This is a genomic window from uncultured Umboniibacter sp., from assembly GCF_947497555.1.
In the GTDB taxonomy this organism is placed as follows: domain Bacteria; phylum Pseudomonadota; class Gammaproteobacteria; order Pseudomonadales; family DSM-25080; genus Umboniibacter.
The window spans coordinates 147,205-163,260 of the sequence record NZ_CANMGY010000005.1 but is presented as its reverse complement, the minus strand read 5'-3'; the positions used below and the strand labels follow the sequence as shown (position 1 = coordinate 163,260).

Here is a 16,056-nt window from a genome sequence, read left to right as displayed (position 1 = left end):
ACATGTGTCAGTTCGGCCTTTTACTATTCGAGAGCGTGTATTACGTCTTAGTCATTTAATTCGCTGTCACTAACCAGTGTAGGAAGCAATAAGTCCATAAGTTCTTGGCGATCTTCATAGCGTGTCAGTTTTATGATTACGCCAAATCCAGGATGATCAACATAATACTGTACTCCCGAACGCATTCGCTGAACGGTGTTCAAGCTAAAGTGTTGTTTTGATACCCAATTCTCTGAGTTCGCAGGGCTTTCGTCGAGGGATGGAATGACTAAGCCCGAAGGCATTGATTGAGTTCCGTTGAAATTGAATGGGCTTGATTCATCGAGGTTTTCACTCAGAGACAGATCAACATCATCTACGATAATGTTTTTGGGTGGAATAGGTGGTAGATGTTCATTAACTTCCGCATCGCTCAGTGCCAGTTCGAATGTACTCATCCAAAGGTTGATGTCGGCGTGAACGTAGCGCTGTTGACGGTCAAGTCGGATACTACCCTCTAGTTCGAAGTGATCACCTAATTGTCTGCCTCCGAGGACAATCAATGATTCACCGTTGGAGGCCGGCGGGATGTATTGGTGCCATGCAGAGTGATGAAGAACTCGATAACGATTTGCCGTTAGTCTCGAATCTGGAAACTCAAAAATATCCTCACTAAGCGGAACGTACTCTGCAAAATGCTGGACGAGCAGAGCTATTTCGTCGAGTTCTGATTGCCATTGAGGAATGTCATTATTCGGCTCTGCAGGCGCTGTCAATAAAGTCTCGTCACCGAGAATTTCCGTCTCGCTTTGAGCGAGCTCTAAGTCGCGACTTAACTCATTGTTTTGCCGCCATAGGTCATACAGCTGACTCACCCAGTCCCGCACTGACGGGGCAATCGCAAGTACTGTATTTTGTTGCGGAGGTTCTTGAGTAAGTGCTTGAATCGATTCCTGATCCAGCCCTAACGCAGAGTTTGCTTCGAGACTGCTTGCAGACAGTGCGGCACCATCCTGCCCAGAGCTAGCTGCCTGTGAAAGTCGCTCTTCATCGCTGGACATGGCAGGTAAGAGTGCGGTAGCGGGCTGCAAAGCTGTATCCCAATCGGAGTTCGCCGTGGAGGTTTCATTTGCCTCGGTTGCCTTCCATGCACTCTCCAGCCGCTCAGCGAGTAGCTGTTGAGTAACCTCTGCAGCGGGCTGGAGATGAATTGCATTGAGCGGGTAACTCAGAGGAGGGTTCTCTGGCCAGCGTTCATTGTTAATTCCTGCCTGATTACCTTGTGTGAAGACGAGTAGTTCCACTCGGTACCAGTTTTCGGCACCATAGCTAGGTAGACTTAACATTGCAGCATTTAACAGTGCTACGAGACAGATTTTTGCACGCATTATTATGAGGCCTGTGTTGTTTTACTAAGGTGGTCGATCAAGTCGTTTACCCACACCAACCGCTGTTCGCGATCATCTAATGGTAACCCGAAGCGTAGCTCGTTGGCACCCTGAAGACTAAAAATTCGTGACTGCTGTTGTACTAGTTGAACAATTTCCAAGGGTTCAACCTTAGTATTTTCGGCGAAAACGACCTTACCGCCGGTTGAAGAGCAAACTAGCTTCTTGATACCGATGTCTTGGCAGCGCTGCCGAACTTCATTGACGTCAAACAGGCGTTTGGTGGGTTGTGGCAATAGTCCGAAGCGATCGATCAACTCAATCTGCAATTGCCGTAACTCAGCGGGGGTTTTGGTGTTACTTATTCGTTTATACAGAACCAGGCGCTCATTGACATCACCCACATAGTCATCGGGAATCAGTGCGGGCATTTGCAGGTCTACTTCGCCCGTAGTTTGAAGGCCTTCAAAGCCCGATGGTGTTCTTCCCGCTTTGATATCAGCTACTGCCTGTTCGAGCATATCAATATAGAGGCTGAAGCCCACTGAGTGAATCTGGCCACTTTGTTGATCGCCCAGGAGCTCTCCAGCACCACGAATCTCCAAATCGTGGGTGGCGAGCGTAAATCCAGCGCCTAATTCGCCGGTCGTCGAGATGGCGTCAAGTCGCTTCTTGGCGTCTTTCTTCAATCCTTTGTAGGGTGGGGTAAGAAGATAGGCATAGGCCTGATGGTGCGACCTACCCACTCGCCCGCGAAGCTGATGAAGCTGCGCGATACCGAATTTATCGGCTCGGTGGATGATGATGGTGTTGGCATTAGGTATATCGATCCCAGTTTCGATAATGGTAGTGCACACCAAGACGTTAGTACGGCGGTGGTAGAAGTCAGACATAACACGTTCGAGCTCGCGCTCGCGCATTTGGCCGTGACCAATTCCTATGCGGGCCTCGGGAACTAGCGCTTGGATTTCTTCCGCGGTACGTTCAATGGTAGTGACTTCGTTGTGGAGGAAGTAAACCTGGCCGCCACGGAGAATTTCCCGTAAAACGGCTTCTTTGATCAAGTTGTCATCATTCTCGCGGACAAAGGTATTGATCTTCAAACGCTTAGCCGGTGGCGTGGCGATGATCGATAGGTCTCGCATGCCGTTCATCGCGAGATTTAAGGTTCGTGGAATTGGTGTAGCGGTCATGGTGAGGATATCTACCTCAGCACGAAGAGACTTTATTCGTTCCTTTTGTCGGACGCCAAAACGATGCTCTTCATCGATAATCAATAGCCCAAGGTCGTCGAACTTAAGTGACGATTGAAGTAATTTGTGGGTGCCGATAAGAATGTCGACTTTACCTTCGGACAGCGCCGCATTGATTTCGTTAATCGCTTTATCACTTTTGAAACGCGAGATGACCTCAATTCGAACGGGCCAATCTTTAAATCGATCAAGGAAATTATCATAGTGTTGCTGTGCCAGAAGTGTTGTGGGTACAAGCACGGCAACCTGCTTAGCGGCGTGAACGGCTACGAATGCCGCGCGCATTGCGACTTCCGTCTTGCCGAAACCTACGTCGCCACCGACGAGTCGATCCATGGCTCTAGGAGCCATCATATCGGCCACCACCGCATTAATTGTCTTTTCTTGGTCGGGTGTTTCTTCGAACGGAAAGGATGCTGAGAACTGCGCCAGTGCGGGACCTGGATCCGGAAAGGCAAAGCCCTTCTTGGCTTCACGCCGAGCATAAATATCTAGCAACTCGACCGCAGCGTCACGCGCTTTCTCAGCCGCCTTCTGTTTGGCATTGCTCCAAGTTTCGCTGCCCAGACGATGAAGCGGCGCAGAATCCGGGTCCGAACCCGAGTACCGGCTGAGCACGTGGAGACTTGCGACGGGAATATAGAGCGTAGATTCGCCCGCATACTCTACAACAACAAACTCGATTTTCTCACCGTCAATAGTCAGGTTTTCTAAACCGCGATAGCGTCCAATACCATGCTCAATATGAACAACAGGGTCGCCCATCTCCAATTGACTGAGGTCACGAATAATTAGGCTGTCATCGCTGACCGCTTCATTTCGACGTCGGGTTTGGCGAACCTGGAGACCGTAGAGTTCGGCGTCGGTAAAGATCTGAATGCCATTCTGGGAAATGGAACCTTCGTAGAAGGGTGATGCCAAGAGATAGCATTTCGGTGTTTTATGGTCGGCAAGGTCGTCCCAGTGCGCTAGGAGTTCTACTTTGATCTGTGCTTTGCGCAGTTGCTCGTCGAGCAATTCACGGCGACCTAACGAATCGACACTAATGACAACAGGCTTTGATTGTTTCGCTAAGTGAGCTTTGAGTACCTCTAGGGGTTGCTCGCGGCGTCCATCAATCGTCACGCCTAGGTCGCGTATTGGATTTCGATTGTCGATGGTGAATTGATACCGGGCAAAGGCTTTGATCCTTGCCATACTTCGATCCACTGGGTGGAAGGCTAAATGCGGAGCAAGGATAGGGCGCTGAGTATCGCCGCGGAACTGTTCGTAGCGGTTGTTGATATCCCGCCAGTGGCGATCTAAAGAGCTACTAATGTCACCAACTAAGAACAGGTGACTGTCGGCAGGGCAGTAATCCAGAATTGAAGTGGTTTCGTCGAAAAACAGGCTAAGAAAATATTCGATGCCCGGGGTTGTTAACCCATTAATAATATCTTGGTACATGGGTACCGAATTAAAATCGACGTCAAACTGTTCATGCCAAGCTTCTTCAAAAGCAAGTCGGTGATTGCGATCAGTCGGCACCTCTTGGGCTGGCAGTAATTCAATGGATTCAACTGTCTGGGTGGTCCGCTGAGTATCAACATCAAAGAACTTCAGTGTTTCGATCTCGTTATCAAATAGATCAATTCGGACTGGCTCGTCAGTGCCCATTGGAAAGATATCAATGAGACTGCCGCGAAACGCGTATTGGCCGTGGTCTCTAACGATTTCTACATTCTGGTAACCGCTACGACCTAACTTAGTGCGTAGTTGAGCGACATCAAGATCTTGACCTTTGGCGAGTTTCAACGCTCGCAACTCAACATAGTCGCACGGAGGGAGACGATTACTGAGCGTTGCCGCAGGGATGATAAGTACCCCCTGATCTAGGCGAGGGAGCTCATTCATAGCCTTCAGTCGATCGGAAATAATATCTTGGTGAGGTGAAAACTGATCGTAGGGCAGTGTTTCCCACTCGGGAAAATTGATCACCGAATATTGGTCTTTTGCTAAATAGCTAAGCTCGTCAGTGAGTTGCAGCGCCATGGATGCTTCGGCGCAGATAACAACGAGCAGTTTCTGCTGAGACTGTTGCCAGTCATGGATTGAGAGCGCTACGCCAGCACCATGTAAATCAGGCCATTTGGATATTCGCGCCGGAGAGTTAGCGAACGGCAGGCTAGGGGGCATAGTAGAGCTTCCTGAAAATTTGGTAGTAAAAGACCATAGCAAGTTTACCACTTTTACAAACTAAGCATAAGTCAAATAAATGGCTATATTGTTGAATGAAACTGGCGTGGAAGCGCATAATTAGCAACAGAATACTCCACACACTAATTAACCAATAAGGTGTTCCCATGACGCAAAATCGCCCTGTACCAAGTGATTACTTTCAAGATTGGAAAGCGCGCGAAGCGCTAGCAGAGGGAATGATCCCCCTTGTTGGCAAGATGTATCGTGAAAACAATGTCTCTTGTTACATATACGGCCGAGCGCTAGTGAATAAGTCAGTGATCGATATTATGAAGGCGCATCGTTTTGTTCGCCAGATTGAACATAATGAACTGTCTGAGTTTGACACCTTTCCAATTATTAGCATGCTAGCGAAGCTTGATCTTAGCTACTCACACATCGATGTCGGTCGTTTAGCCGTTGGCTTTATGAACGATAACACCGGCGCTACCTTAGAAGAGTATGTTCAGTCACATCTTGATGTCAGCTTGAATTCAAGTAAAAAGCCGATTGATGACTCTCGTGATGTAGTTCTGTATGGCTTTGGTCGAATTGGTCGTCTTATGGCGCGCTTGCTTATTGAGAAGACCGGTGGTGGTGATGTACTGCGTCTTAAGGCAGTAGTCGTTCGTCCCGGTGGCGAAGGTGATCTGATTAAACGTGCTTCACTGCTTCGTCGCGACTCAGTTCATGGTGGCTTCAAGGGTACCATTCGTATCGACGAAGAAAATAACCGTCTAATTTGTAACGGTAACCCAATTCAATTCATCTACGCGAATGCTCCGGACGACATCGACTACAACTCATACGGCATCGATAACGCCATTTTGGTTGATAACACCGGTAAGTGGCGTGACGAAGCGGGCTTAGGTTTGCACCTCAAGAGCAAGGGGATCTCTCAAGTCCTTCTTACCGCGCCAGGAAAAGGCGATATCAAGAATATCGTGTTCGGTATTAACCACGAAGCAATTCAGCCTTCGGACACCATCGTCTCGGCAGCATCCTGTACTACCAATGCCATCACGCCGGTATTGAGCGTAATGATGGATGAGTATGGCGTTGAAAATGGACACGTTGAAACGGTTCACGCTTTCACCAATGATCAGAATTTAATTGACAACTTCCACAGTGCTGAGCGTCGTGGACGTGCTGCGCCATTGAATATGGTATTGACGGAAACCGGTGCTGCTAAGGCTGTTGCTAAAGCTTTGCCTGAGCTTGCAGGTAAGCTAACTGGTAATGCGATTCGCGTCCCAACCCCGAATGTATCGATGGCGATCTTGAATTTGACGCTTGAAAAGGAAACTACGAAAGAAGAGTTGAATGAATTTATGCGTCGTATTTCGCTACATTCATCACTGCGTAAACAGATTGATTTTACCGATTCTCCTGACGTGGTTTCTTCGGATTTCGTTGGCTCACGCACAGCCTGTATTTTTGACGCTAAGGCTACTATCGTTAATGGTCGTCACGCGGTTCTCTACTGCTGGTATGACAATGAATTTGGTTATTCGTGCCAGGTTCAGCGCATCGTTGAGCGTCTCGCTGGCGTGAAGTACGACATCATTCCGCGTCAAGACTAAAGTCATTGAGTATGGCGTCTTCGTGAATTTGGGGATTTCCACTGGATAAATCTCCTCAGTGCTTTTACAATGCCGCTGAAATTTTACAAAGTCGAGGTAGCTTTATGCTAGTCTCGGCTTTGCTTTGTAAGGTATTAGCTGATTTTTCAGCTAGTATTTTGGTTGTCACAATGAACTTTCATTATTTGGGCAGAGACGTATGATAAAAATCCGCCGGGGCCTCGATCTTCCGATCTCAGGTTCGCCAGAGCAAGCAATTGGTGAAGTGAATCCAATTCACACCGTTGCTTTAGTCGGGTTTGATTACAACGGCATGAAGCCTACTATGGCAGTGCGTGAAGGCGATATCGTCAAACGCGGTCAGGTAGTCTTCTCAGACAAGAAGAATGAAGGTGTAGTATTCACTGCGCCGGCTTCTGGTAAAGTTACCGCGGTAAACCGCGGTGCTCGTCGTGTATTCGAATCTTTAGTTATTGAAGTTGAGGGCGACGAGGCCGTCGACTTTGGTGTTGTCGACGTAGCGGCAGCTACCCGCGAAACACTTGAAGAGAAGCTGGTTGCTTCTGGCCTTTGGACTGCGTTTAGAACGCGTCCATACTCAAAGGTCCCTGCGCTGGGTTCTCAGCCAAACTCAATCTTCGTCACTGCAATGGATACCAATCCGCTTGCAGCGGATCCGCGGATCGTTATTGCGGAGCAGAAAGCTGATTTCGCGCTGGGTCTTAGTGCTCTTGAAAAACTAACTAAAGGTCGAGTTTACGTGTGTCAGAATGACGACGAAAACTTAGCGAAAGAAACGGCACAGATTGAAATCGCCCGTTTCGGTGGTAAGCATCCAGCTGGTTTAGCTGGCACCCATATCCATCACCTTGATCCGGTTACCGCATCCAAGACCGTCTGGTCTATCGGCTACCAGGACGTCATTGCGTTCGGTAAGCTCTTCGCGACAGGTAAACTTGATGCTAGCCGTGTTATCGCCTTAGCTGGACCGCAGGTAAATCAGCCTCGCTTGGTTCGCACTATCTTGGGCGCCAGCTTGGATCAGCTAACGGCTGGTGAGCTTAAAGAGGGTGTTAATCGACTCGTTTCAGGTTCGGTTCTTGGTGGCCGTACTGCCGAGGGTACAACGTCTTTCTTGGGTCGCTACGACAACCAAGTGACTGTATTACTTGAAGGTTACGAGCGTCCGATGCTGCATTACGCAGGTCTTGGAGCAAACCGTTTCTCGACGACCCCCGTATATTTATCAAGCCTATTCAATAAATTGTACGACATGACCACCAGTTGTAACGGTTCGGAACGTGCAATTGTACCAATCGGCAACTACGAGCGCGTCATGCCTCTAGATATTCTTCCAACTCAGTTGATCCGTTCATTAGTGGTTAAAGACACTGAAGCGGCTCAGCAGCTTGGCTGCCTAGAGCTTGATGAAGAAGACGTAGCGCTGCTAACTTTTGTTTGCCCAGGTAAACACGAGATTGGTCCAATGCTCCGCGACAATCTGACAACGATTGAGAAGGAGGGTTAAGCCATGCGTAAGATTCTCGATAATTTAGAACCTCATTTCCACACCGGCGGTAAGTGGGAAAAGTGGTACGCGCTTTACGAAGCGGTAGATACCTTCCTTTACCAGCCAAATGATCGAACCAAAACTACCGCGCATGTGCGCGACGGTATCGATCTGAAGCGCATCATGATCATGGTGTGGTTCGCAGCATTACCATGCATGTTTTGGGCAATGTATAACACGGGTTTTCAAGCTAATACTGCACTCGAAGCAATGGGTGCGACGGGCATTGAAGGCTGGCGTGGAGCCTTACTTGGCGAGTCGATGATTAATTCGGCTAGCTTCTGGGCCAACCTCTATCACGGCGCACTCTACTTCTTACCAGTTTATCTAACGGTATTCATCGTTGGTGGTTTCTGGGAAGTGATGTTCGCGATGGTTCGCGGTCATGAAGTTAACGAAGGTTTCTTCGTTACTTCTATCCTATTCGCACTAACGCTTCCCGCCACGATCCCTCTTTGGATGGTTGCGCTGGGCATCTCGTTCGGTGTTGTCGTAGGTAAAGAAGTTTTCGGTGGTACCGGTAAGAACTTCCTCAACCCTGCACTCACAGGTCGTGCATTCCTTTTCTTCGCTTACCCTGCAGCTATGTCAGGTGATGCGGTTTGGGTAGTTGATGGCTACACCGGTGCTACGGCACTGTCTATGGCTGCTGCTCAAGGCATGGAAGTGATGCAGAACAGCGTGACTTGGATGGATGCCTTCCTGGGTAATATCCAAGGCTCAATGGGTGAAACATCAACACTAGCGATTCTTATTGGCGCCTGTGTGCTTCTCACTACCCGTATCGCTTCATGGCGAATCATGTTGGGTGTGTTACTAGGCATGGCTGCAACCGCTACCTTGTTTAACATCATTGGTTCTGAAACCAATCCAATGTTTGCAATGACGCCAGCTTGGCACCTTGTTATTGGCGGCTTTGCCTTCGGTATGGTCTTCATGGCAACTGATCCAGTATCAGCGGCGATGACCAATCGAGGTCGTTTCTTCTACGGCGCCCTGATCGGCTTCATGGTGGTATTGATTCGTGTTGTGAATCCTGCGTTCCCAGAGGGCATGATGTTAGCGATTCTTTTTGCCAACTTGTTTGCACCTATCTTCGACCACTTTGTGGTTCAAGCGAATATCAAGCGGAGGTTAGCACGTGGCTAATAAAGAGAGCACGGCGCGTACGTTTATCGTCGCCATCCTGTTGTGTTTAGTCTGTGGTATTTTTGTAGCAGCAGCCGCTGTTGTGTTAAAGCCACTTCAAGAGACCAACGCGCAGGAAAACCTTCAGCGTAACGTATTACTTGCTGCGGACGCCTACGATGACTCAAAGACCGTTGCAGAGCAGTGGGGTTCAGTTGAAGAACGCTTCGTTGATATCAACGAAGGTACTTTCACTGAAGCGCCTGTTGGCTACGACTTGAACAAAGTCTTGAAGGATAATGAGCAATCAGTGGTTATCGAACGAGCAGATGATGCTGCCGGTATCGGTCGTCGTGAAAATCTAACTCGGGTCTACATTTTCTCCGATGAGAATGGCGACATCAGCCGTATCGTATTGCCTGTTCGTGGTAAAGGCCTTTGGTCTACCATGTGGGGTTTCTTGGCGCTTGAGAATGATTTCAACACCATTGCTGGATTCACCTTCTACGAGCATGGCGAGACGCCTGGGCTTGGTGGTGAAGTTGACAATCCACGTTGGAAAGCTCAGTGGCCAGGTAAGACACTTTACAACAGCGATAACGAATTGCAGTTGAGTGTCACGAAAGCAGGTCAGGCCGGCGAAGGCCAAATTGACGGTCTTTCGGGCGCTACACTTACTACTAACGGTATCGATGGCACCATCGAGTACTGGTTGGGTGAGAACGGTTATTTCGCGTTCCTACAAAACCTTAAGGCGGGAGATGCTTAATTATGAGTGATTCAGTCAAAGATGTATTGACTAAGCCTATTGCGGATAACAACCCGATTGCGCTGCAAATTCTTGGTGTATGTTCGGCACTAGCTGTAACAAGTAGTATGCAGGTTGCTATGGTGATGACTATCGCGGTAGTGGTAGTTTGTGGTTTATCAAACCTCATTATCAGCTTGTTGCGTAATCAGATTCCTAGCAGTATCCGATTGATTGTTCAGATGACGATTATTGCGTCATTGGTAATTGTGGTTGACCAGGTTTTAAAGGCTTATGCCTATGAAATTTCTAAGCAGCTATCGGTATTCGTTGGTTTGATTATCACCAATTGTATTGTTCTGGGTCGTGCTGAAGCGTACGCTATGAAGAACGGTCCGAAGGCGTCTTTTTGGGACGGTATCGGTAACGGTTTAGGCTACGGTCTAGTCCTATTCGTAGTTGGCTTCTTCCGCGAGCTTTTGGGTGCTGGTAAGTTGTTTGGTTACACCGTTCTTCAGCCGATCTCAGAAGGCGGTTGGTACGAGCCAAACGGCTTGATGCTATTGCCACCTAGCTCCTTCTTCATCATTGGTCTTTTCATCTGGGCATTGCGTAGTTACAAGCGTGAGCAGATTGAGACGCCTGATTTCGTCATTGCGCCGAACTCGCGCACGGCCGAGGGTTAATCGATGGAACAGTTTCTAAGTATTTTTATTAAGTCTATCTTCATTGAGAACATGGCGTTGGCCGCATTCCTCGGAATGTGTACCTTCCTTGCCGTTTCTAAGAAGATTGAAGCCGCTATTGGTCTGGGTATCGCCGTTGTCGTGGTACTCGTGGTAACTGTCCCAGTTAACAATCTGATCTACACCAATCTTCTTGCTCCGGGCGCACTAACCTGGACTGGTATCGAAGGTATGGAAGAGGTTGACCTAGCGTTTCTTGGCCTATTGAGCTACATCGGCGTTATTGCCGCGTTGGTACAGATCATGGAAATGTTCCTAGATAAGTACGTACCTTCGCTTTACAACGCATTGGGTGTATTCCTCCCATTGATCACAGTGAACTGTGCAATTTTGGGTGCAACACTGTTAATGGTTGAGCGTAGCTACTCATTCAGTGAGTCAATTGTCTACGGTGCCGGCGCCGGTGTTGGTTGGGCAATTGCGATTGTTGTATTGGCTGGTATTCGTGAGAAGCTCAAGTACAGTGATGTACCAGATGGTTTACGCGGTTTGGGTATCACATTTATTACCGTTGGCTTGATGTCGCTTGGCTTCATGTCGTTCGGTGGTATCCAGCTTTAAGGGGTAGGATGTAATGAGTATTTCTAGTATGACCATCGTCATTGGGGTCGCAATGTTCCTCGTCATCGTCTTGGCGTTGGTTGTTGTAATTCTAAGTGCGCGTTCTAAGTTAGTGAATTCCGGTGACGTGACAATCAACGTCAACGGCGAGCGTGACATTGTTGTGCCAGCAGGCGGCAAATTGTTGCAAACGCTGGCAGCGAACAACGTTTTCCTATCGTCTGCCTGTGGCGGCGGTGGTAGCTGTGCGCAGTGTACCTGTAAGATCTTCAGTGGCGGCGGCGATTTGTTGCCCACTGAGGAGCCTCACTTCACTCGTCGCGAGGCGAAAGAAGGCTGGCGTCTAAGCTGTCAGGTTAACGTTAAGCAGGATATGAAAGTCGAAGTACCTGAAGAGGTCTTCGGTGTTAAGAAGTGGGAATGTACTGTTGAGTCAAACCCGAACGTAGCAACCTTCATTAAAGAGCTAACGCTTAAGCTTCCTGAAGGTGAAAACGTTGATTTCCGAGCTGGCGGTTACGTTCAGCTAGAGTGTCCTCCGCATACGGTTAAATACAGCGACTTCGATATCCAAGAGGAATATCGTGGTGACTGGGAACGTTTCGGCTTCTTCGATGTTGTTTCGGATGTGAAAGAGACCACAATTCGTGCTTACTCGATGGCTAACTATCCCGAAGAGAAGGGCGTGGTCAAGTTCAACATTCGTTGTGCGACACCGCCGCCGAACAATCTAGCGCTGACTCCAGGTATTATGTCTTCATGGGTTTTCAGTCTAACCCCCGGCGACAAAGTTACTGTTTACGGTCCATTTGGCGAGTTCTTTGCGAAAGATACCGATGCTGAGATGGTTTTCGTTGGCGGTGGTGCAGGTATGGCGCCAATGCGTTCTCATATCTTCGACCAGCTCAAGCGTTTGCAGTCTAAGCGTAAGATTTCTTTCTGGTACGGTGCGCGTTCCTTACGTGAAGCGTTCTACATGGACGAGTTCGATACGCTTGCTGCAGAGAATGAAAACTTTACTTGGACGCTGGCGATGTCTGATCCTCAGCCAGAGGACAATTGGGAAGGTGCTACTGGGTTCATTCACAATGTTCTCCTTGAGAACTATTTGAAAGAGCACGAAGCACCAGAAGATTGTGAGTTCTACATGTGTGGTCCACCAATGATGAACGCAGCGGTTATTACCATGCTGAAGAATCTTGGTGTTGAAGACGAAAACATCATGTTGGATGACTTCGGTGGTTAAGCTTAATCGCTTAGTAAAAACAGGGCTTTTGGCCCTGTTTTTGGTTGTGTATGGCTGTGATTCCGGCCCGAGTTCTACCTTTATTGACGGTGCAACAATGGGTACTACGTATCACATTACCGTCGTGAGTGACGAAGTGGTTGATCGCCAATGGCTGAAGCAACAGATTGATGGCGTCCTGATTTCGGTGAACGATGCTATGTCTACCTACCAATCGGATTCAGAGTTATCACGCATCAATCGCAGTGAACTAACAACTTTTTCGACTTCCGTAGCATTGTCCAATGTGTTGGACACGGCACTTAGTATCTGTGCACAAGCTCCTAGTCATTACGATGTAACCATTGGTCCATTAGTTAATCTCTGGGGTTTTGGCCCTTCAAGGCGTGGTGAAGACTCGCCCACTGCGTTACAGATTAGTGAAGCGCTTTCGCGAGTGGGTTGTGATCAGGTTTCACTGGATAACCAGCACCTAACTCGCCCAGCAGGCATGTATATCGATCTTTCATCGATTGCGAAGGGTTATGGGGTTGATTTGGTGTCCCATGAGCTGGAAAAGCTAGGTTATTCCCACTATATGGTGGAAATTGGCGGCGAAGTATTCGCTAAAGGTTATAATGAGCATGGTAGAATATGGACGATTGGAGTGGAGCGTCCTAGTCTAGAAGTTGGAGCTCCTGTTGTTGCGGTGGCGTTGGATTCTTCTGGTCTTGCAACATCGGGTGACTATCGTAACTTTTTTATCGAAGGCGAGCAGCGCTACGGCCACACTATTAGCCCCCAGACGGGTTTTCCAATCCAGCACAACACACTATCGGTCACCGTGTTGGCACCAACAGCGATGGAAGCGGATGCTTGGGCGACCGCGCTAAACTCAGCGGGTGTTGAGGCAGGAATTAAGATTGCCACAGACTTGGATTTAGCTGCGTTGTTTATTTATGCGGAAGCTGGTGAGTTACAAACTTTAGCTTCGCCCTTATTTACAGAGTTAACGGAGCAGTAATCATGATAACTATCCTTTTGAGCGTTGTAATTTTTGCAGTTTTAGTCGGCGCAATGGCCGTGGGCGTTATACTTGGAAATAAGCCCATTGCTGGTTCTTGCGGTGGTCTTAATACTATCGGGATGAAAGAAGATTGCGACATCTGTGGTGGTAATGACACGCTTTGTGACGAAGAGAAACAACGTAAGAAGAAAGCTGCGAAGCAGGATGTGCTAGCGGTAGGCGGTACCTTACAGCCACTTTTTAACGACGCTACAAAAAAATAACAACGGAGTAATTTATGCCTTCGTACGATTACGATCTACTTATTATCGGTTCCGGTCCAGCTGGAGAGGGTGCTGCCTTGCACGCCGCAAAGCTGGATCAGCGTGTTTGCATGATCGAAGAACAGCATTTCGTGGGGGGGAACTGTACCCACAAAGGAACCATTCCCTCTAAGGCGCTCAGACAAGCAGTACGTCGTATTATTCAGTTCAATACTCTACCTATGTTCCGAGATGTCGACGCACCGCAAATATTCGGTTACCCGAAGGTGCTAAAGCAGGCCGAGCGTGTGATTCGCAAGCAGGTGAAGCTTCGTACTGAGATGCTGGCGCGTAATGGCGTTAAAGTCATTACGGGCGTGGCTTCATTTGTTGATGGCAATACCGTTGACGTCTTAGGCGAGTCAGGAATCGAGGAAAAAATTACCGCGAAGAATTTCCTTATTGCGACAGGCTCGCGCCCCTATCATCCAGCGCATATGGACTTCAACCACCCAAGAGTATTTTGTTCAGACTCAATTCTGCACCTAAACAACACTCCGAAGACGCTAATCGTCTATGGTGCTGGCGTTATTGGGTGCGAGTACGCCAGTATTTTTGCGGGATTGGGTGTTCACGTCGATCTTATTAATACTCGATCAAGCCTCCTCGAATTCCTCGATGACGAAATCTCTGATGCGCTTGGCTATCATCTGCGCGATATGGGCGTAAACGTTCGTCATAATGAAGAAGAAGAGCGGCTTGAGGTTACTGATGACGGCGTGACGCTTTTTCTAGCGTCCGGCAAGCGACTTAGGGGGGATGCTATCCTGTTCTGTAACGGCAGAACTGGTAATACCATTAATCTTAATCTTGAAGCCGTTGGCTTGAAGGCTAATCATCGTGGGCAAATTTCAGTCGATGAAAGTTACTGCACCGAGGTTGATAATATTTATGGCGCAGGTGATGTAATTGGTTGGCCAGCCTTGGCGTCAGCGGCCTACGATCAAGGTCGTTCAGCGGCTGCGGCAATGTTGGGTGGAGAGCAAGTACGTTTCGTAAACGATGTTCCAACAGGGATTTATACGTTGCCGGAGATTAGCTCAATCGGTAAGACGGAGAGTGAGTTAACCGCGGCACGGATTCCGTATGAAGTGGGTAGGGCGTTCTTTAAGAATATCGCCCGTGCTCAAATTACTGGTGACGAAGTGGGTATGCTGAAGCTCTTATTCCATGTCGATACGCTGGAGATCTTGGGCGTGCATAGTTTTGGTCCAGAGTCGTCGGAGATTATCCATATTGGCCAAGCGGTAATGAATCAACCGGGTGATAACAACAGTATCGAATACTTCGTAAATTCTACCTTCAATTATCCCACAATGGCTGAGGCCTATCGTGTTGCAGCGTTAGAAGGATTGGAGCGAGTTGGTCGTCTTAACGACTAAGTTGCGGGCAGAAAGCCCAGGGGCGGTCAGTGATTATTTGGTCGACCCCTAAAGTCTTTAGGTATTTAGCCCGTTTCAGGCTATTTACCGTCCAAACGCTAACCGCTAAACCGTATGCTTTGGCTTTCCTTAAAAGACTGAGGTTAATGCTATTGTCACGCACAGCGATCAGTTCGCAACCCAATCCCCAAGCAAGCCCAACTGGATTGCAGTCCAATTTGTCGACGAGAAGCCCTCGTCTCAGCTCAGGATGATCACGATTTATCAGCGTCAGTAGCTGCCTATCGAACGAAGTTACTACGACATTAGGATTGTTAGTGGCAAAGGCGGAAATTAATCTGATGTGGTGGCGCCAGATGTGAACGGGGGCGGGTTTCAACTCTAGCTGAATCATACCTGGATAGGGCGGCAACTCAGCGAGTTTATCATCGAATAGAATTCTTGAATCTGCCGAAGCTATCTCCGTACTACTGGTTTGGTAGACCGTTCTCGCCCGTAATTTTGCATCGTGATAGAGCGCGAGACGGCCGTCGGAGGTGGGGCGAGCGTCAAGCTCGATCCCGTCGCATCCATACTGGTAGGCGGCCCAAAAGGCCTCCATGGTATTATCATGAAAGCGTTTGCGGCAACCTCGATGTCCGAGTATCTCAGTCACTTTCTACCTCACTAACTGTACTCAAAACCCGATGCTCCTCAAATACGACAATGAATTGTTCGTAGTGCCACCTGCTGATAGCAGGTTCCCCAATGGGCACAGACTCGCTCGTGGGCTCGCCAAACTCAGATAACACCTCCAATTGTGTCTGTCCGCGAGAAGGGAGCGTAAGATCAGTATCGGTTTCTTGAACCACAGGAACTTTAATATCTTCCGCAAACGTGACAGAGGTTATTGAGGTGAGACTAAGCAATATACAAACAACAGCGAGTTTCATAGTATTTTCCATAGT

General features: G+C 48.4%; 14 protein-coding genes. 10 read left to right on the top strand and 4 right to left on the bottom strand.

Annotation, left to right across the window (positions count from 1 at the left end; all coding sequences use genetic code 11):
- Nucleotides 1-47: 47 nt before the first annotated feature.
- Together Q0698_RS07875 and mfd are read right to left on the bottom strand one after the other, a co-directional pair.
- Complete coding sequence (locus Q0698_RS07875; RefSeq protein WP_298635470.1) at nt 48-1,367, bottom strand: CsiV family protein; 1,320 nt, start codon at nt 1,365-1,367, stop codon at nt 48-50.
- A 2-nt stretch (nt 1,368-1,369) separates the two neighbouring features.
- Nucleotides 1,370-4,795 carry a transcription-repair coupling factor gene (gene mfd, locus Q0698_RS07870; RefSeq protein ID WP_298635468.1) on the bottom strand — a complete coding sequence of 1,142 codons (3,426 nt, stop codon included), beginning with the start codon at nt 4,793-4,795 and terminating at the stop codon, nt 1,370-1,372.
- A 167-nt stretch (nt 4,796-4,962) separates the two neighbouring features.
- Between mfd and Q0698_RS07865 the strand changes: the two genes are divergently transcribed.
- The 10 genes from Q0698_RS07865 (at nt 4,963) to sthA (ending at nt 15,109) form a co-directional block, all read left to right on the top strand.
- Nucleotides 4,963-6,420: a glyceraldehyde-3-phosphate dehydrogenase gene (locus Q0698_RS07865; protein WP_298635467.1), complete on the top strand. Its 1,458-nt coding sequence runs from the start codon at nt 4,963-4,965 to the stop codon at nt 6,418-6,420.
- Nucleotides 6,421-6,619: 199 nt separating this feature from the next.
- A complete protein-coding gene (locus tag Q0698_RS07860) occupies nt 6,620-7,948 on the top strand; it encodes a Na(+)-translocating NADH-quinone reductase subunit A (protein WP_298635465.1) in 1,329 nt (442 codons plus the stop codon).
- 3 nt (nt 7,949-7,951) lie between these two features.
- Nucleotides 7,952-9,139 (top strand): NADH:ubiquinone reductase (Na(+)-transporting) subunit B, encoded by a 1,188-nt coding sequence (locus Q0698_RS07855; RefSeq protein ID WP_298635463.1) that lies wholly within the window; start codon nt 7,952-7,954, stop codon nt 9,137-9,139.
- Nucleotides 9,132-9,887 (top strand): Na(+)-translocating NADH-quinone reductase subunit C, encoded by a 756-nt coding sequence (locus Q0698_RS07850; RefSeq protein WP_298635461.1) that lies wholly within the window; start codon nt 9,132-9,134, stop codon nt 9,885-9,887. Before Q0698_RS07855 ends, Q0698_RS07850 begins: the two co-directional genes overlap by 8 nt.
- Before the next feature lie 2 nt (nt 9,888-9,889).
- On the top strand, nt 9,890-10,552 hold the full coding sequence (locus tag Q0698_RS07845; protein WP_366140311.1) for an NADH:ubiquinone reductase (Na(+)-transporting) subunit D: 663 nt from the start codon (nt 9,890-9,892) through the stop codon (nt 10,550-10,552).
- A gap of 3 nt (nt 10,553-10,555) precedes the next feature.
- Nucleotides 10,556-11,173 carry an NADH:ubiquinone reductase (Na(+)-transporting) subunit E gene (gene nqrE, locus Q0698_RS07840; RefSeq protein WP_121876314.1) on the top strand — a complete coding sequence of 206 codons (618 nt, stop codon included), beginning with the start codon at nt 10,556-10,558 and terminating at the stop codon, nt 11,171-11,173.
- Between the two features lie 13 nt (nt 11,174-11,186).
- A complete protein-coding gene (gene nqrF / locus Q0698_RS07835; protein ID WP_298635457.1) occupies nt 11,187-12,419 on the top strand; it encodes an NADH:ubiquinone reductase (Na(+)-transporting) subunit F in 1,233 nt (410 codons plus the stop codon).
- Nucleotides 12,376-13,422, top strand: coding sequence for an FAD:protein FMN transferase (locus Q0698_RS07830; protein ID WP_298635454.1), 1,047 nt, complete (start codon nt 12,376-12,378; stop codon nt 13,420-13,422). The genes nqrF and Q0698_RS07830 overlap by 44 nt, the downstream gene beginning before the upstream one ends.
- Before the next feature lie 2 nt (nt 13,423-13,424).
- Nucleotides 13,425-13,688: a (Na+)-NQR maturation NqrM gene (nqrM, locus tag Q0698_RS07825; RefSeq protein ID WP_298635452.1), complete on the top strand. Its 264-nt coding sequence runs from the start codon at nt 13,425-13,427 to the stop codon at nt 13,686-13,688.
- Nucleotides 13,689-13,702: 14 nt separating this feature from the next.
- Nucleotides 13,703-15,109 carry a Si-specific NAD(P)(+) transhydrogenase gene (gene sthA / locus Q0698_RS07820; RefSeq protein WP_298635449.1) on the top strand — a complete coding sequence of 469 codons (1,407 nt, stop codon included), beginning with the start codon at nt 13,703-13,705 and terminating at the stop codon, nt 15,107-15,109.
- Here sthA and Q0698_RS07815 read toward each other — a convergent pair.
- Together Q0698_RS07815 and Q0698_RS07810 are read right to left on the bottom strand one after the other, a co-directional pair.
- A complete protein-coding gene (locus Q0698_RS07815) occupies nt 15,099-15,764 on the bottom strand; it encodes a glycerophosphodiester phosphodiesterase (protein ID WP_298635447.1) in 666 nt (221 codons plus the stop codon). The genes sthA and Q0698_RS07815 overlap by 11 nt on opposite strands.
- Nucleotides 15,757-16,041: a hypothetical protein gene (locus Q0698_RS07810; protein WP_298635445.1), complete on the bottom strand. Its 285-nt coding sequence runs from the start codon at nt 16,039-16,041 to the stop codon at nt 15,757-15,759. The genes Q0698_RS07815 and Q0698_RS07810 overlap by 8 nt, the downstream gene beginning before the upstream one ends.
- Between the last annotated feature and the right edge of the window lie 15 nt (nt 16,042-16,056).